16 protein-coding genes are annotated in these 17,576 nt (G+C 57.3%); 1 reads left to right on the top strand and 15 read right to left on the bottom strand.

All coding sequences use genetic code 11. The annotated features are described in order from the left end of the window. Nucleotides 1-4 precede the first annotated feature (4 nt). The 10 genes from EK369_RS08160 to napF all read right to left on the bottom strand — a co-directional run bounded on the left by EK369_RS08160 (nucleotide 5) and on the right by napF (nucleotide 8,684). Nucleotides 5-1,117: a THUMP domain-containing class I SAM-dependent RNA methyltransferase gene (locus EK369_RS08160; RefSeq protein WP_127113374.1), complete on the bottom strand. Its 1,113-nt coding sequence runs from the start codon at nucleotides 1,115-1,117 to the stop codon at nucleotides 5-7. Nucleotides 1,118-1,149: 32 nt separating this feature from the next. After that, nucleotides 1,150-1,668: a DUF2478 domain-containing protein gene (locus tag EK369_RS08155; RefSeq protein WP_127113372.1), complete on the bottom strand. Its 519-nt coding sequence runs from the start codon at nucleotides 1,666-1,668 to the stop codon at nucleotides 1,150-1,152. A 141-nt stretch (nucleotides 1,669-1,809) separates the two neighbouring features. After that, nucleotides 1,810-2,067: a hypothetical protein gene (locus EK369_RS08150; protein ID WP_127113370.1), complete on the bottom strand. Its 258-nt coding sequence runs from the start codon at nucleotides 2,065-2,067 to the stop codon at nucleotides 1,810-1,812. Between the two features lie 3 nt (nucleotides 2,068-2,070). Continuing rightward, nucleotides 2,071-2,778 (bottom strand): NapC/NirT family cytochrome c, encoded by a 708-nt coding sequence (locus tag EK369_RS08145; protein ID WP_127113368.1) that lies wholly within the window; start codon nucleotides 2,776-2,778, stop codon nucleotides 2,071-2,073. 32 nt (nucleotides 2,779-2,810) lie between these two features. Continuing rightward, nucleotides 2,811-3,245 (bottom strand): nitrate reductase cytochrome c-type subunit, encoded by a 435-nt coding sequence (locus tag EK369_RS08140; RefSeq protein WP_127113366.1) that lies wholly within the window; start codon nucleotides 3,243-3,245, stop codon nucleotides 2,811-2,813. A gap of 22 nt (nucleotides 3,246-3,267) precedes the next feature. Further along, entirely contained in the window at nucleotides 3,268-4,191 is a 924-nt protein-coding gene (gene napH / locus EK369_RS08135) for a quinol dehydrogenase ferredoxin subunit NapH (protein ID WP_127113364.1), read from the bottom strand. Next, complete coding sequence (gene napG / locus EK369_RS08130) at nucleotides 4,191-5,051, bottom strand: ferredoxin-type protein NapG (RefSeq protein ID WP_127113362.1); 861 nt, start codon at nucleotides 5,049-5,051, stop codon at nucleotides 4,191-4,193. The genes napH and napG overlap by 1 nt, the downstream gene beginning before the upstream one ends. 27 nt (nucleotides 5,052-5,078) lie before the next feature. Then, nucleotides 5,079-7,580, bottom strand: a complete 2,502-nt coding sequence (napA, locus tag EK369_RS08125; protein ID WP_127113360.1) for a nitrate reductase catalytic subunit NapA — start codon at nucleotides 7,578-7,580, stop codon at nucleotides 5,079-5,081. 14 nt (nucleotides 7,581-7,594) lie between these two features. Next, the gene (locus EK369_RS08120) at nucleotides 7,595-7,864 is read right to left on the bottom strand and encodes a chaperone NapD (RefSeq protein ID WP_127113358.1); all 270 of its coding nucleotides are present in this window, start codon (nucleotides 7,862-7,864) and stop codon (nucleotides 7,595-7,597) included. Next, complete coding sequence (napF, locus tag EK369_RS22290; protein WP_127113356.1) at nucleotides 7,785-8,684, bottom strand: ferredoxin-type protein NapF; 900 nt, start codon at nucleotides 8,682-8,684, stop codon at nucleotides 7,785-7,787. The genes EK369_RS08120 and napF overlap by 80 nt, the downstream gene beginning before the upstream one ends. A gap of 167 nt (nucleotides 8,685-8,851) precedes the next feature. Between napF and EK369_RS08110 the strand changes: the two genes are divergently transcribed. Next, nucleotides 8,852-9,547: a Crp/Fnr family transcriptional regulator gene (locus EK369_RS08110; RefSeq protein WP_127113354.1), complete on the top strand. Its 696-nt coding sequence runs from the start codon at nucleotides 8,852-8,854 to the stop codon at nucleotides 9,545-9,547. 106 nt (nucleotides 9,548-9,653) lie between these two features. On the opposite strand, the gene EK369_RS08105 is transcribed toward EK369_RS08110, so the two are convergent. The 5 genes from EK369_RS08105 to EK369_RS08085 all read right to left on the bottom strand — a co-directional run bounded on the left by EK369_RS08105 (nucleotide 9,654) and on the right by EK369_RS08085 (nucleotide 17,564). Next, nucleotides 9,654-12,062 carry an FAD-dependent oxidoreductase gene (locus EK369_RS08105; RefSeq protein WP_127113352.1) on the bottom strand — a complete coding sequence of 803 codons (2,409 nt, stop codon included), beginning with the start codon at nucleotides 12,060-12,062 and terminating at the stop codon, nucleotides 9,654-9,656. Between the two features lie 25 nt (nucleotides 12,063-12,087). Continuing rightward, nucleotides 12,088-13,641 carry a trimethylamine methyltransferase family protein gene (locus EK369_RS08100; RefSeq protein WP_127113350.1) on the bottom strand — a complete coding sequence of 518 codons (1,554 nt, stop codon included), beginning with the start codon at nucleotides 13,639-13,641 and terminating at the stop codon, nucleotides 12,088-12,090. Nucleotides 13,642-13,742: 101 nt separating this feature from the next. After that, on the bottom strand, nucleotides 13,743-14,756 hold the full coding sequence (locus EK369_RS08095; protein WP_127113348.1) for a LysR substrate-binding domain-containing protein: 1,014 nt from the start codon (nucleotides 14,754-14,756) through the stop codon (nucleotides 13,743-13,745). A gap of 225 nt (nucleotides 14,757-14,981) precedes the next feature. Then, nucleotides 14,982-16,049 carry a proline racemase family protein gene (locus tag EK369_RS08090; RefSeq protein WP_127113346.1) on the bottom strand — a complete coding sequence of 356 codons (1,068 nt, stop codon included), beginning with the start codon at nucleotides 16,047-16,049 and terminating at the stop codon, nucleotides 14,982-14,984. Between the two features lie 9 nt (nucleotides 16,050-16,058). Continuing rightward, on the bottom strand, nucleotides 16,059-17,564 hold the full coding sequence (locus EK369_RS08085; protein ID WP_127113344.1) for a M81 family metallopeptidase: 1,506 nt from the start codon (nucleotides 17,562-17,564) through the stop codon (nucleotides 16,059-16,061). Nucleotides 17,565-17,576: the final 12 nt, after the last annotated feature.

The raw sequence follows: 17,576 nt of genomic DNA, 5'->3' as shown, positions 1-17,576 counted from the left end.
CACGTCAAATTGGTCCTGTCTGGTACAGCTTGACCCGCAACCCACCATTGGCAATTGGTGGACCAGTCTCGATGAAGGCCAGCCCAGTTGCCTTGGCCAGCCCTCCGTCACTTGTCACGATACCAACGCGCCACCCAGGAAAACGAGATTTGAGCATTTTGCCGAGCGTTCCGTAAAGAGAGAACAGCGATTTCCTGTCTCCGATCCGCGCGCCATAAGGTGGGTTTACCATGACCAGTCCCGGCGCGCCGGAAGGCGTTTCAAGATGGCTGAGCGCCTGTTCTGAAAACGCGGTGTGCTTTTCAACACCTGCGCGCTCGGCATTCTTGGTGGCGCCGCGGACAGAACCCGCATCACGGTCGAAGCCAAAAAACAGGTGCTCTGGCTCGTGCGTTGGCTCTGATCGTCGCATCGCCTGAAAGGCGTCTGCATCAAAATTGGCAAGTTTTTGAAAGGCAAACGTTCGGTCGCGGCCCGGCTGCAACCCCGCAGCCAGTTCTGCCGCTTCAATCACGAAAGTGCCTGATCCACACATCGGATCAACCAGCGGCTCAGATCCATCAAACCTGCACTGCCGCAGCAAAAGCGCGGCAAGGGTTTCTCGTATCGGTGCTTTGCCGGTGTAAATCTTGTGCCCACGTTTATGCAGGGACTCGCCGCTGGTATCGATGCTGAACGTGCACAGGTTGTCTTCAATCCGTACCTTAAGAGTAATCTCTCCGTCGGGCCCGGTTGGGGCACCCAGTTCTTCTGAGATTGCCTTTTCAATGCGCTCGGCTGCGGCACCCTGATGGTAAATCTTCGATTTACGTGACGAGACTTCTACGCGAACCGATACATCCGGGCGCAGGATATCACCCCAGGGAAAGGTGCGCGCACGCTTATCAAGCTGGCTAAGGTGCATGGCCCGGAAGGCCCCGATCCGTGCCAGAACACGTGTCGCGCCGCGCAGTTCAAGATTGGCGCGCCATACGTCATTCCAATCACCACGAAAGGAAACACCACCGGCGAGGTTTGACGATCTTTCAAACCCCTTTTCACGAACTTCACGGCCCAGTGCCGGCTCAAGGCCAGGTGCCGTCGCGACAAATATCTCGAATGTGTTCTTGCGCCTCATGTGGTCTGCATAACGACAAAGATCACAAGGGGCTAGGCTGCATCCACCTTGGCCAGACAGTCATTCACCCAAGCCATCAGGGCATCATGGTCTGCAGAGATAGGTTCGGCCAACCCGCCGCAGAACTCAACCAAAGCATCGACATTCAATTTGTTCGCGCCAACCAAAACGGGGACGCCCAATTCCAACGCCCGCCCAATCGTGTCACGAAAGCCGCGCCCGTCGGCCTCGTGCTTGCCGAATTTGTTGACAATCAACAGATCGGCTCCGTCGTCCAGGGCATCATTCGTCAGCGCAACGGCCTGTTCCAAAGCATCCGGGTTCAGCCGGCATCCGCGCGAGTCTTTGCCCAAAGATTGCGAAATGCGGATCATTGGCCCATCCGGCAGGACCTTGACGTCCATATCGCATTTGTGGGCCGCATCAATCTCGGTATCGATCTGAACGGTCCCGCAAAGCCGCAAGCCCTGAGCGGCCAGCGTTTGAGAGAGGGCGCCTAGAACCAGATTTGTTTCGCCCCGTCCCGGCGCAAGCGTGTATGCAACGTTCATCTTTGGGTCCCCTAACGAAAGCTGTGTAGCGAGCTGCGGTTGGAATTGTTGTCCGCCCCCCTGTTTACGGGATGGCCGAACACTCGTCGAGCCGCCCAAACTGGGCGGCCCGTTTTTTTCGGACAACTTTAGTTTGCCCTGTCAGACTGTGGTTCCCTTGATCCGGATCGCGCAGCCGACTGCCGCGGCGAGTATGCCGACTGCGACGGCAACGAAGAGTTCAAGGAAATCGATGTTGGCCGTTTGGAATTTGGCAAACAACATCGTTTCGCCCACGCCAACGACGGCACCCAGAACAGCAGCAACAACATAGTTGCGCGTGGTCAAGCCCAAAGCCAGACCCAAAATCCCCGGAAGGCTGAGGATGTTACCTGCAATCGTACCCAGTAAATTCAGCATTGATCAGCCTCCTGCGTTTTCTTTGGAGCCGAGCCCAAGAAAGCCACGAATGCCATCAGCGTCAAACTTGGCGTCCTGCTGCGAATCCACTTCCAAGCCCAGTTCATCTACCACACGGTTGTACTCTTTCAGGTAGCCTTCGGGCAGCTGGTGCGCGATCCCCTGGTGGCAATCGATACAGGTCATGCTGGTGTCGATGGCACGTTGGTGTTCCTTGGCTGCGCGGCCTTCCTGGATGGTAAAGTCCATGTATTCGAAGTTGTGACAGTTCCGGCATTCCCGGCTGTCAGACTGCTTCATCTTTTTCCAGGTCTGCGCTGCCATGGCCAAGCGATGCTCTTCATACTTTTCCGGAGTCGCAATCGTGCCCATCAACTCGTGATAGACGTCTTTGACCGCCATAACCTTGGCTTTTACCTTGTGGTTCCATTCTTTCGGCACGTGGCAATCCGAACAGATCGCGCGCACGCCAGAGTGGTTGTTGTAGTGAATGGTCTCACGATATTCACCAAGGTTGGTTTCCATGGTGTGGCAGCCCGTACAGAACTCTTCCGTGTTGGTCATTTCCATGGACCAGTTGAAGCCACCCCAAAACAGGATGCCAACCAAGAATCCCACAATCAAAAGAAAGCCGGAGCTTACCGCAACAGCCGGTGTCCAGAACCAGTTCCAGAGACGGCGGATGAAGCCCGGTGAGTTGGATTTTGTCATTGTTTCATTCCTCGCACAGGGATCCAGCCGGATCAGTTGCTGCCGCTCGATGCCTTAAAGGTGTTATCCACCAAGGCAGGGGCATCGACCTGAGGCACGTGGCACTGGTTACAGAACCAGCGTGTTCCCGCAACGCGATCAAGCTGATTGCCATCACGATCCAGATAGTGGGTCATCGACAGGGTCGGCGCATTGCGCTCGCCTGCGGTCGACCAGTCGTGGCACCGCAGACATTGGTTGGCCTTGAGGTCGATTTGATACTGCTCGACCGAGTGTGGGATCAACGGCGGCTGCTGGCGGTAATTCCGACCAAAGCGCTGCTTGTCCTGCTGGAAAACATCTTCGACAATGTTCTGCTCGTCGACAGGTGTGGTGCGCAGGGATTGAACCTCTTGCGCTGTGACAAAGCTCGCGACGGCCAACAGGGCCGATACGGCAATGGCGCTGATAAGGGCTTGCTTCTTCATGGGTTTATACTCCGTTGCTTGCTCAGGCGGCTTTGCTGGCCCCGGATGCAGGTTGAGTTCTTGTTCGTTGGACGCGTCCAGGTGCGGGCGTGTCATCGAAACGGTGAGTGAATTTGAAGACGTCCATGGCACAGACGTCGATGCATCGACCGCAATTGGTGCAGTCGGGTGAAAGGATGATTGGTGTGTCATCATCCTTGCCGCGCAGGGCAGGTGTGATGACGTGCATCTCGGGGCAGACCGCGAAACAGTCCATGCAGTCGTCGCAGTCGGACCGTTTGACAGCCGACACGCGCAGGACCGATTTGGTGCCCAAGAGGCCATAGAACGTGCCAACCGGGCAAAGGTGTCCGCACCATCCGCGGCGCGAGACAAAGATGTCGAACAGGAACACGGCCAGCACAAAGGCCCAGGCGAACCCCATGCCAAAGATCAGACCACGGTGCAGCATCGAGATCGGGTTCACGACCTCCCAGGCAATCGTGCCGGTCAGGGCCGAAACCGCAAGCACCATAGTAAGGATCCAGTAGCGTGTCCCCTGTTTGGGCTGCCAACCCTTTTGCATGCCCAGCTTTTCATGAATCCAATGCGCGCCATCGGTGACAGGGTTGATCGGGCAAACCCACGAACAATAGACGCGTCCACCAATCAGGGCATAGGCAACGCCTACGATCAGCGCGCCAATCAGTGCGGTTGTTTCCGGCCAGTAAAGGGCAAAGAAACCCTGAAGCGTGATGAACGGATCGGTCAACGGCAGGACATCAAAAGTCATCGACCCCGAGAGGTTACCCTTGACCCACCAGATGCCAAACCATGGCCCCAGCATGAACAGGCCAAGGAAGAACACCTGCGACGCACGGCGCAAAAGCAGGAAGCGATGGGCGTAAAGCCAGCCGAATTCCTCGATGGCTTCCTGACCCACGGGAAGCTTGGTCTTGTCACTCATCAGTTTGACCCTCCCATGCTCGGGAGCGAATAGGACGGTGCAAACCCGCCATCCATGTTTGGATCGGGCAAGGCGTCAGGGGCGTAGCCACCGGGCGCCACAAGGTTGTCTGTGCCGGGTCCCGGCAAGCGATCAGGCAGGTCAATCAGCTCATCAACCAGCGGGTTCCGGTCTTCCCAGCCCAATTTGTAGTGATCGGCGGCAGGGGCCATGGCGATGCGGCGCGGCAAAACCTTGATGGCGGCCGCGTCCGGCAAAACACAGGATTTCTCGCACTTTCCGCAGCCTGTGCATTTGTCGGAATGCACAACCGGCATGAAGATCGCGTGGTGACCCGAACGCTCGTTATGGCGGCGCTCAAGGGTGATGGCTTCGTCGATGACAGGGCAAACGCGGTAGCAGACATCGCAGCGCAAGCCCAGCGCGTTAAGGCAGGTTTCCTGATCAATCAGAACCGCCACGCCCATGTCGGCGTCATCAATGTTTGTCAGGCCGTGGTCCAGCGCGCCGGTGGGGCAAGCGACAACACAAGGGATGTCGTCACACATCTCGCAGGGCACATCGCGCGCGGTAAAATAGGGGGTGCCGGTAGCAGGGCCGTCATACCCCAGCTCAGCCAGTTTCAGCGTGTCATAGGGACAATCCCGCACGCACAGACCGCAGCGAATGCAGGCGGCGAGGAAGTCATCCTCGTCCAAAGCCCCGGGTGGGCGGATCGCCTGCGCAGGCAGCGCGCGGGCGTCCGACACCAGATAGGCAAGTCCCATGCCCGCCACCGCACAGCCTGCCACGCCGCGTGCCGAGTCCTTCAGGAAACGGCGCCGGTCCATGGGCGAGGATTTGCGTTGAGGGGCGGACATGGTTTTCTCTCTTTTTCTTACTGCAAGTTAGGCGCGTTCAACTTTACAGGCGCACTTCTTGAAGTCGGTCTCTTTCGAGATCGGGCAGGTCGCATCCAGCGTCAGCTTGTTGGTCAGCTGGCCTTCGTCGAACCAGGGCATGAACACGACACCTTTGGGCATCTTGTTCCGACCACGGGTTTCGACGCGGGACAGTACCGTGCCACGGCGGGTCGAGACCTCGATCTCCTGACCACGACGCAGACCACGATCCTTGGCATCTTCGGGGTGCATGTAGACCACGGCCGATGGGTACGAACGGTGCAGTTCAGGCACACGACGGGTCATCGACCCCGAATGCCAGTGCTCGAGCACACGACCGGTCACGAACCACAGGTCATACTCGTCATCCGGGCTTTCTGCCGCTGGCTCATAAGGCGCAAAGATGATGTTCGCCTTGCCGTCCGGCTTGCCGTAGAACTGAACACCTGTGCCCTTTTCGACATAGGGGTCATAGCCTTCGCGGAAGCGATACAACGTCTCTTTGCCGTCAACCACGGGCCAGCGCAGACCGCGCGCCTTGTGATAGACGTCAAAGTCGGCCAGATCATGCGCCTTGCCGCGACCAAAGCTGGCATATTCTTCGAACAGACCTTTTTGAACATAGAAGCCAAAGTCGTTGGATTCGTCGTTGTTGAAGCCTTCGGCCACTTCGGAAACCGGGTATTTGTTGACCTTGCCGTTTTCATAAAGAATTTCGAACAGGGTCTTGCCGCGGTATTCGGGTTTCTGTGCGATCAGCTCTTCGGGCCAGACATCTTCGACCTTGAAGCGCTTTGAGAACTCCATGACTTGCCAAACGTCAGACTTGGCTTCACCCGGCGCGTCCACTTGCTGGCGCCAGAACTGGGTCCGGCGTTCTGCGTTCCCATAGGCACCTTCCTTTTCGACCCACATCGCTGTGGGCAGGATCAGGTCAGCGGCCAAGGCTGTGACAGTCGGATAGGGATCGGACACAGTGATGAAGTTGTCCGGGTTGCGATACCCTGGCCAACCTTCTTCGTTGAGGTTCGGCGCCGCCTGAAGGTTGTTGGTGCACTGGACCCAGTGACAGTTCAGGTCACCGTCTTTCAGTTTGCGGTGCTGCAACACGGCGTGGAATCCGGGTTTGCCCGGAATGGTACCTTTGGGCAGGCCCCATTTTTCCTCGGCAAAGTCGCGGTGCGCTTCTTTCATGACCACCATGTCGGCGGGCAGACGGTGGGCAAAGGTACCAACCTCGCGCGCGGTACCACAGGCCGAAGGCTGGCCGGTCAGCGAGAAGGGCGAGTTGCCCGGCTCGGCGATTTTGCCAACCAGCAGGTGAACGTTGTACATCAGCGAGTTCACCCAGGACCCGCGGGTGTGCTGGTTGAAGCCCATTGTCCAGAGCGACATCACCTTGCGGTTGGGATCAGCATATTGCTGGGCCAGACGCAGCAGGTTGGCCTCGGGGACGCCGGACAGTTCTGATACTTTTTCAAGCGTGTATTCCGATACCGCCTCGGCATATTCCTCAAAAGTGATCGGCGTCAACTTGCCGTGCTTACCTTCGTGCGAAGGATTGGCAGCCGCTTCTTCCAATGCGTGATTGGGGCGCAGACCATAGCCGATGTCGGTGTTGGTTTTGGTGATATTGACGTGCTTGTTGACGAAATCTTCGTTCACCGCACCATTCTGGATGATGTAGTTCGCGATGTAGTTCAGGATCGCCAGGTCGGTCTGCGGCGTAAAGATCATGCCGTTGTCAGCCAACTCGAAAGAGCGGTGTTCGAAAGTCGACAGAACGTGCACTTCGGCACCCGGTTTGGTCAGGCGCGTGTCGGTCAGGCGTGACCACAGGATCGGGTGCATCTCGGCCATGTTCGAGCCCCAGAGCACAAAGGTATCCGCGTGCTCGAGGTCATCGTAGCAACCCATCGGTTCGTCGATACCGAAAGTCCGGATGAATGCGGCGACCGCGGACGCCATGCAGTGACGGGCGTTGGGGTCGATGTTGTTCGACCTCAGGCCAGCCTTCATGAACTTGGCGGCGGCATAACCTTCCCAGACGGTCCACTGGCCAGAGCCAAACATGGAAACGGCAGTCGGGCCTTTTTCCTTGATGGTGCCTTTCCACTTTTCAGCCATGATGTCGAAGGCTTCGTCCCACGACACAGGCTCAAATTCGCCGTTCTTGTCATAGACGCCGTTCGACTTACGCAAAAGCGGCGTGGTCAAGCGGTCTTTGCCGTACATGATCTTGGACAGGAAGTAGCCCTTGATACAGTTCAGGCCGCGGTTTACCGGCGCCTCGGGGTCACCTTGAGTGGCAACCACCTTGCCGTCTTTTACCCCTACCAGAACCGAGCAACCGGTGCCGCAGAAGCGGCAGGCGGCCTTGTCCCAGCGGATATTGGGTCCGTCGAGCTGCGCCGCGGCAGCATTGGGCAGTGTGATCCCGGCAGCCGACGCCGTTGCGGCGGCGGCAGATGCCTTGAGGAACGTGCGGCGGGAAGTTGGCAAAGTCATGGGCTATCTCCCGTTCAATGTGTGGGTTGGTCGAGGGCCGGGCCGTTTGCGTTCAGCTCCTCGAAATGGTGATAAGTCAGGGTGACGGTCAGAACGCCGGGGATCTGGTGCATGTCCATGATCTGATCCGAGGCATACTGTGTTTCTGTGTCTTCAACGGTCACGACGATGCGACCATCTTCATGAGCGTGAACCTCGCCGCCCTCAATCTCGGCAATGGCTGCGATGACGCTGTTTGTCATTTCGGGGATCGAGTGGACGAGACATCCGCAGATGTTGTGCATAGCTGGCCTCCGTTGGCTGGCTTTGTTTCCGGGTGAGTGAAATCGCGTCGACTGGACAGGGCGCAACACAAAAGCCGCAACCGGTGCAAAGCGAAGAATCGAGATCCATCTGGACCTTGCCGCCCACGACCGGGCGAAAACGAATGGCGCGTGCATCACAGAAATCCTGACAAGCGCGGCATTCGACACCCTTGGTGGACAGACAGCTTTCTGCAATGGATGTTGACCAGGGCCACGGACGATCCGGAACAAGGGCGCCAGTTTCACAGGCCTCGATGCAGTCCCCGCAGAAACTGCATCCGTTGTTCGACATATCGACACGGGGATAGCCGCCTTCTCCTTTGAAAAGAATGGCTTCGGGACATGCAGCGGCGCAATCCCCACAGCCTGTGCACGCTTCCAGAAACGCGGGCTCTGCCAATGCCCCAAATGGGCGCATCTCAGCCGGGGCCTCAAATCGGCCCCGTAAGAACGCGCGTCTTGAGGGTGCAGCTGTCACGTCAGCGACTCCTGTATTTTGATGGATAAAGTTCTGTTCACATGAATTTGGTATCGCTCCGACCAAGTGGCCGTATTGATCCAAGTCATGTTTTTTGTGGGAAACTTCGGAATCGCCACACTTGTAAGTATTTGTTTTTTTGAATGTTTTTACATAAGTGACTAATTTTAAGACACTTTGTGAACGCGGACGTGCCGTGCACCGCGAGCGACGACCATTCAAATTTTTTGGCGAGTATGGCCGACGTTTTATCGAAAATCGACCGTCAGGACGCCTGTCGAGTGACTCGTCGTTCCGGAAACAGACATCTTCGGATGTCATTTCTAAGGCCGTCCAGTTCAGCGGGCACCAAAAGTGCGGGTACCAGCAAGCGCAGCACACAAGTGCGCCCTAACCACGCGGTTGCGGTAGCAGATGTTGTGCGTGGCCGAGGTTATCAGCTATCTACAAAACCAAGTTTGCGTTTTCTCAACTTTTGCAGGTTTTCCGTGGCCAAACTCGATGCTTCGCTGCTCAATAATCTGGCGCCATTCGATCAGTTGGACGCCCGACAACGTCAAGAAGTCCTTGATCTCGCGCGTGTGCGCCGCATCCCCGCCGGTAAATCAGTTTTTGAAGAAGGCATGGAAGCGACTCACTTCAACCTTCTTCTTGATGGCCATGTCCGTGTTGAACGGCTGAACCCCGAAGGCGAAAAGGTTATCTCGCTCCACATTCCACCGGGACAATTGTTCGGAATTGCCCGTGCCTTGGGACGCGACCATTTTCCGGCCACTGCCCTGGCCGTGACCGAATGCCTGGTCTTGGTTTGGCCGACAGCTCTTTGGGACACCTTCGTTGAGCGCTATGATGGTTTCGCGGCTGAAGCCTACAAAGTTGTGGGAAATCGGGTGTCCGAAATGAACAACCGGATCATGGAACTCGCGACACAACACGTGGAACAACGTGTCGCGCGAGCGATACTTCGCCTCATGCAAGAACATGGCCTCGCGAACGACGCGGGAACACAAATTGCCTTTCCCGTGACCCGAAAGGTCATCTCAGAAATGACCGGCAGTACTCTCCATACAGTCTCTCGCCTTCTTTCGCGCTGGGAGCGTCAAAAGATAGTGCAAAGCCAACATCGCCGGATCTGCGTCTTGGATGCTGTTCGCCTGGAGCAGCTCACCCATTCGGTTCACTAACGTTTTGCTAGTACTCATGATCGTTCACAAAGAACGACTGGCGGCTACGAGGTCAACGCAGCGCGCCAAGCCAAAGGCGGCTTAACGCAACACCGCCGACATTTTGTTAGGCCTTTTGACGAGAGTTGTCCGCATCCCAAACCGGTGCGCCCAGCAATGTCATCGCGCGCCGTTGCCCAAGGATGACGACCTCCAGCCCGGCGATTGCGTCCGGGTCGACATAGGCAAATGCCAGGCTCTTGCCCGTGGCATGGCCGTACCCGCCCGAGGTGCAGACACCGACAACCCTGTCCCCTTGCATTACAGGTTCACCACCGTAGATGTCGCAATCGGTGGCGGCAACTTCGCCATAGACGAGCTTTGTAGTGATGCCCTGTTGACGCACAACCTCGGTCGCAGCACGGCCCTGGAACTCGCCCTTGCCAGGGGCATAAAAACGCGCGCAGTCGGCTTCGATCAGAGTGATTTCGTTGGTCAGTTCGGCGTTCATGCCATGATAGCCTTTCTCCATCCGAAGGCTGTTGACCGCGTGCACGCCAAAGTCAGCGATACCGTGCGCCTCGCCAGAGGCCCAGATCGCATCATAAAGCCGGGCAAGATCGGCCATCGGAGCGTGTAACTCCCAGCCGAGTTCCCCGACATAGTTCACGCGCAACGCTCGCAAAGGAACGCCGGCGATGGTGATCTCTTGTCCTGAAAGCCAGCGGAAAGCGGGCGTTGTCAGGTCGGATTCGGTCAAAGGTTGCAGTACATCGCGCGCCTTGGGTCCGGCTACGGCGAGCATGCCATAATCGTCGGTGACATTGGTGACAGTGACGTCATCACCAGCCCCGGAAAACTGATCCAGTGCCTGCAATTCTGCACCAGCCCCGGTCAGCACATAGAAATGATCATCAGCAAACCGGGTGATCGTCCATTCACCGATGATGCGGCCATTGTCCGAGAGCACATGGGTCAGGTTGATGCCACCCTGTTTTTTCGGCAGTTTGTTGGCCGTCAGACTGTCGAGCAGCGCCTCAGCGCCCGGACCGGTGATGTCGAACTTGGCAAAGCTCGACAGATCGCAGATGCCGACCCGCTCGCGCACCGCTCGGCATTCCTCGGCGACGATGTCGAAAGTGTTGTTGCGACGGAATTGCAGATCTTCGACGAATCCTTCGGGCGCGAAATACTTGGCGCGCTCCCAGCCAAAGACCGTGGTATAGGCCGCGCCCTTGGCCTTGAGCGGCTCATAGAGGGGCGTCGTGCGCGCCTCGCGCCCGGCCACTGCCTCGCGTCCCGGCATCGGGGTCACGAACATCTCGTGATAGTCCTCGAAACTCTTGGCGCGGGTATAGTCCTGATCGGCAAAGCCTCCGAAGCGACGCGGATCGGTGCAGGCCATGTTGATCTCGCTGTCGCCGTGGACCATCCACTGGGCCAGGTACTTGCCCACACCGGCCCCTTGCGCGATACCGATGGACGATCCACAGCATTGCCAGAAGTTGCGCAGCCCGGGCGCAGGCCCGGCCAGAGGGTTGCCATCAGGCGTATGGGGAATGGCGCCGTTGATGATGCGTTTGATCCCGACATCGGCAAATATCGGCATCCGCTCAAACGCTTGTTCCAGCCAAGGAGCGATGCGGTCGATATCACCGTCGAACAACTCGTTCTCGCTGTCCCATTCCGGAAATCCACCACGGTGATCCCAGGCTTCCTTGGCACCATAATGTTCGTAGATGCCGACAAGTCCGGACTTTTGCTCTTGCCGGTAATACCCGGCGGTAGCCGGATCGCGCATCACCGGCAGCTCGCCATCCCAGGTCTTGAAAGCATCAAGCGCTTCGGTCACCAGAAAATGGTGCTCCATGTTGGTGATCGGCGTATCCAAACCAACCCAGAGCCCAACCTCGCGCGCATAACAGCCCCCGGCATTGACCACATGTTCGCAGGTGATGTTGCCTTGTTCAGTCACCACCGTCCACTCGCCCGAAGGCTGCTGCTTGATGTCAGTGACCCGATTGCGGCGAACGATCGTCACGCCCATCTGGCGCGCGCCTGCCGCCATGGCATTGCAGGCGCTTGATGGGTCCACGTGGCCGTCCATGTTGGTGTAGGCGCCGGCGATAACCCCGTCGGTTTCCAGCCAGGGGTTCAGCTCTTTGATGCGCTCCGGGCCGATGACCTCCAGGTGGAAGCCGACATTGGCTGAGAACCCGGCCACATAATTGAACCAATCCACCTCTTCCTGTGTCGTCGCCAGCCGGATGCCGCCACAACCATGCCAGCCCGCAGGCTGACCAGTAATCTCTTCGAGGCGTGGATAGAGCGTGTTCGAGTAATGGTGAATCTTGGCCATGTTGTAATTGCCGATAAAGCTGGGGCATTGCCCCGCGGCATGCCAGGTCGACCCGCTGGTCAGCTCGCCCTTTTCGATCAGCACCACATCGGTCCAACCCTCTTCGGCCAGGTGATAGGCCAGGCCCACCCCCATCATGCCGCCACCAACGATCACCACTTTTGCATGAGATTGCATTTCGCTGTTCCTTTCTTATCGTGCCTTACCAAACGCCGTTGCCCGCGCGCATGCGGCTGGCTGGCAGGGTGATGTTGTAAGTGTCACGCAACCACCGGTCGGTCTCGGGCGTGACGTGATTTGGATAATGATCCGCAAGAATATGCTGCACCTTGGTCCGGGCAACTTCTCGGGCGTCGTGCCCACCCGCGTCTTCCCATTCACTGATGCTGCGTCGATCTGCGATTTCGGGGTAGAGATAGTCAGTCTTCATCCGGTTGTATGTCTGAGGATGGCCGAGGAAATGGCCTTCGCCCAAGACCACGTCCCGGATCACTTCAAAATTCACCGTGTCCTCATTGACTTCGACCCCTCTAACGGTGCGCAGGATCGCGCCCAACAGGTCATTATCGAGGACATAGCTTTCAAAACTGGTGCCCATCAGGCTGCCATGCATGCCCGCGCTTTCATGGATCATTGACGCCCCGGCATGAGCGGCCAGTGAAATGGTGTATCCTTTTTCGCCACCAGCCTGCATGTCGGGCAATTTGCTGTCGGTCATGCCTGCGGGCACCGAGCCAGGCAGGTCGTAAAACCCCGCCATCTGAGCGCACGCGGCAGACAGGAGCGCCTGTTCGCCCGAGCCGCCCGACATCGCGCCCGTGCGCAGATCGCTGACAAAGGGCCAGGTTGCAAAGATTCCGCGGCAGTCGGGATCAATGATGTTGCACAGGATTAACCCCGCCAGCACCTCGGCGCAGGCCTGCGCAACAGCTCCGGCAAGAGCTGCCGGGGCCGTGGCTCCGGCCTGACCGGCGGCCACCAGAAGGATCGGCATGCCCGCCTCAACCGCAGCCTCAAGCGCCTCGCAGCTTTCCGTGGCAAAGCGCATGGGCGGAACCACATGGCAGCAAACTGCGGTGCAAAAAGGCCGTTCGCGGAACTTACCTTCACCGCCCGCCACTGCATCAAGCATTGGCAGCACCGCCTTAACACTGGCGCTGTCAGTATAGCTTACGGCGATGGATTTTGAAGTTCCGGACAGACAGGCATAAGTCGTGTTGATATCCAGATCGAGGACCGTTTCCGTATCCCGCGCAACAACCGAGCGATGATACCAGTGAATATTGTCCATCCGGTCGACAAGCCGGGCGATGTCGTAAAGATCGGCAACCGTACTTTCGCGATACTTGCCGGAGTGGAAATCCATGATCGTCGGGGCCGCACCGCCGGTCCCGGCGTGCACACGACGCCCACCGATCTCGATGTCATGTTTGGGATCAACGCCGTGCAGGGTAAACTTGCGCCGTGTCCGGGCAATCACGTCCTCGACCAGCGCGCGGGGAAACCGAAGGCGGCCATCACCGTCCACCTCACAGCCAGCCGCAACGGCGCGGGCTTGCAAGCTGGGCGTCACTTGCGACAGGCCAAGATCGGCCAGCAATTGCAGCACCAGTTCGTGGATGCGTTCCATCTCTGCCGTGGTTAATGGGCGGTAATGGCCACCGGTCATGCCCGGCGTGATGGGAGGCAGTGCCAGACCATCATCCGCTTTGCTCCGGCCTCGGCGGTTTGGTTTTCGGGCGACAGTTGCTGGCATAAGAGACCTCACAGCGTTTTCTGAACGCCAGTAACCCGAAAAACATCTCTTGCCTCAAACGATCATTTCGAATGCAACGCATTCCGTGAAATCATGCGAATTTAGCCGACCACCTTGCGCTCCTCTATGATCCATTGAAGAAAAGCAGCAACTTCAGGGCGTTTGGAGACCTGATCCAATGCGCCGATGTAATAATCATTTTTGGTCTCAATCGCATTTTCGATCGGGCAGACCAGCTGTCCGCTGTCCAGCATTTCGTCGGTAATGTAACTCCACCCAAGGGCTACTCCGCGCCCCGCCGCCACGCCTTGAAGTATCATCGGGTAGCTGTTGAGGCGGATACCCCGGCGTATGGGCTGTCCGGTGACACCTTGCTGCACCAACCATGTCTGCCAGTCGACGCTGCCCCAGATCGTACCGCCACCGTCCAGGTGCAACAGGGTCTGGTCCAGCAAATCGCTCGGGCGCTGCAGCTCCTGATGCTGCTGCAGGTAAACAGGGCTGCAAATCGGATACACCCGCTCGCCAAACAGAAAACGGGCATCGACCCCTTCCCAATTGCCATCGCCATGCAGCACTGCAATATCAGCGCCCTGTTGAGTCAGATCCACCTTTTGGTCGGTGGCCAGAACACGCAAGTCAATCTCGGGATAGCGTTCCGAAAAACGCTCCAACCGGGGCATCAACCAATAGTAGGAAAAGGCGACCGACGCCGCGACAGTGATCTGAGGCGTATCAGTAGATGCGCGCAGTTCTGCGATACATTGAGAAATTTCATCCAGCCCCCGCGTGACCGCCTCAAACAACCTCCGACCTTCTGAAGAAAGCTCGATGGCCCGGTGCCGTCGATGAAACAAGGTCTGTCCCAAATCTTCTTCCAGAGATTTGATCTGACGGCTCACTGCACTTTGCGTCAGGCAAAGTTCATCAGCGGCCACGGTAAAGCTCAACCTACGGCCAACTGCTTCGAAGGTGTGAAGCCGAGACAATGCTGGCAGAGGGTATTTTCTCACCTGGAGAATCCTTGGTCTGAAAATGATCAAGCAGCTAGTAGATGCGCAATAATTGCACGGCATGAAACGGCTGTGTCCAGCCTTGAAAACTGCCCAAAACATGCAAATCGCCGATTGACCCCACTGCAGGTAGCCCAAAAATACGGAGCGCTGCTAAGGAGGTTACGCTTACCAAGACTGATACCGGGCTGTCCGTTAGGGCCTCGGTTGGCGAGAATGAGCCTTTCAAAAGAACGACCTTTCCTCGTCGTGCGACAGAGTCTCGTGGCACTTTGGCCTCCATTACAGAAACCCGCTTGAAACAAGCAAGTACTTAAGTGTGCCGCCTTAAGAAACGGTTCCCAGCGTAAACCCCCCGAGAAGAGGGTCCTGAGGGTCAAAGACGAAATCGCTGAACGCTGTAATAAAGGGACGGCATGCGATTTGGGGGATCACGCCGGAGAATTCGCCTATGTTTGTCTTTTCAAGGATCATTACGTCAAACACAGTTTTGATTGAGCTTTCATGCCGGAACAATTGGCCAACCTCCAGACGCCCTTTGGCATGCTCCGCCGCCACCCGTGCGCAGGATCCGGTGCCACAGGGCGACCGGTCCGCCTGGCCATCGCCCAGAATAACAATATTGCGTGCATCGGCATGAGCCCCGCTGGCAGGCCCGGTCAGCATCGCAATGTCAATAGTGTCGATATGGGGCAACAGCGGGTGCAGATAGCGCAGCTGCCGGTTGGCCGCCGCCCGGAGCGCCACACCGGCCTCAATCAGTTTGTTCGTATGTTCAGGGTCGATGGACCTGAAGCCGAAATCCGAAGCTGCGGCTATAACGAAGATATTGCCGCCGAAACTGATATCTACAGTAACCGTTCCAAATTCCGGGACGTCTAATTGGACATCAAGGTCAAAGGCGAATGACGGAACATCTATCAAAGATACGTGTTCGACACCTCCGTTTTCATCGGTGCGCACGGTCCCCGTCACCAGCCCGGCCGGCGTATCGATTCGAATTTCGGTTTCGGGACCGGTGATCGGCACTTGCCCGGTTTCAACCAGCATACCGCAAATCCCTAAAGAAGCGTGCCCGCACATGTTGTAGAAACGCCCACCATCCATATAAACCGCCCCGATGTGGGCGTCAGGATCGACCGGGTCCATCAGAATGCAGCCAAACATGTCCCTGTGGCCGCGGGGTTCGTGCATCGTTGCGCGGCGGAGCCAATCCATCTCTTCTTCAAGGAACTTTTTGCGGTCCGCCATCGTAGCGCCCTTGATCTTCGGATAGCCGCTGACAACCATGCGGGTCGGCTCCCCCGCGGTGTGGGAGTCGATTATCGACAAACGATTACGAATTTTCACTTGCAGCCTCCTTTGACGGACAGATTGGAACGTTGATCCGAACACACCGCTTCGCTAGGCGTCCCGATGAGGACCGAACGGGGACGGCACTTGCGGCCAGAATGGTGTCTTTATTTTGGTTAGAGCGATTTTTTCAAAATCAGGCGAGGTTCCGCCCGGCGTGGCAACTTGCAAAATGTGATCGGAAACTTCACTGAAGGCGCTGTAGAAATGGAACATCGACTTGAGAGCTACGGCTTTCTTGTCTGCAAGCCGGACACCAATCTGTTCAAAGGCTTCTGGATGATAAACCTGCGTCCGCAAGTTGTTGATGAGAATGTCCACGTCATCATCCAGCCGCAGCCATACCAGAGTGCCCAGCGGCTCTAGGCTGGGGCCGATATGCTGGCCCAGATCAGATTGAATATTCATTATCCTGGCTTCGATATCGATCGGAAAACCTGAGACAGAGCTGGCCTTGCCCCCGATACGGAGTTTCAAGCGGCTGCCCACCCCGGCATCACAACAGATCCGGACAGCGCCAGGATCCCAGATGATCCCACATGCAAAATTTCGGATTCCACCTTCAAGCAGAGCTTGCAGCAAGGCCGTTGTGTCCCCCGGCGAACCACCGCCGGTATTGTCTCCCATATCGGCGAGAACTGTCAGCTGGCTTGCCGTGGTTTCCGTTCTCTCAATCGCTTCCGCCATAGACAGATAGGGGATCGTGACCTGTTCCCGCAGATCATAGAATTCCCGGCCCAATTGCTCTGCCATGCTACGCGCCAGGGCCTCATCTCGGTCCGTCACAACCAATGTCCGCGCGCCCACATCGGAAACATCCCCCCAGGGAAATGCGTGGCTCAACGACACCGAGAGCACACCATCCAGCTTTTCCGCAGCACTCAACCGGGCCACAAAATCCTTCATGGCACCTGATTTGGTGAGATAGAGGTTGATCATGCGGCAATCGAACATCGCCATGCGTGGTCGAATGTTTTCCGCACGCGTGCGCACAGCCAGATCAAACACCTCGTCGGCACGGGCGGTTGCATCGTCGTGGGGGTATTCCTTGAAGCAGACAAGCAGATCGCTAGCCGTAAGCATTTTATCCGTCAGATGGCAGTGAAGATCCAGCAGCGCACCCAGCGTGGCCTCTGGACAGCGTGCGCGAATGCGTTCCAGCAGGTCGCCTTCGCAATCTTCAAGATGCTCCGCCACCATGGCCCCGTGCAATTGAAGTAGAATTATGTCTGCCCCGCCGGCCGCTTCCAGATCAGCCAGGATTTCCCCGCTCAGAGCTTCATAGCAGCTGCGAACTGTTGGCCCTGCAGGTTCGGCGATGGCTGAAAGGCTTTCAATGACTTCCCAGCCAAGCGCCTCTGCCCGGCTGCGCCAAAGATGCAGGGCTTCTGTCATCAGATTGGGCACATCCTGAGTTGCATTCCCATGCCTCAGATAGAATTCTTCAAACCCCGACATGGCCGTAGGCAGTGAGCAGAAGGTGTTGGTTTCAGTCGACAAAGTCGCAATGAAAAGGCGCATAGAGCCCATAGCCTCTAAGTTAGAAAAGGTGATCAAAAGCCGAGCCAA

Source organism: Shimia sediminis, from assembly GCF_003990645.1.
GTDB lineage: Bacteria > Pseudomonadota > Alphaproteobacteria > Rhodobacterales > Rhodobacteraceae > Shimia > Shimia sediminis.
The sequence above is the reverse complement of the archived record's forward strand: the minus strand, read 5'-3'. Positions and strand labels throughout refer to the sequence as shown.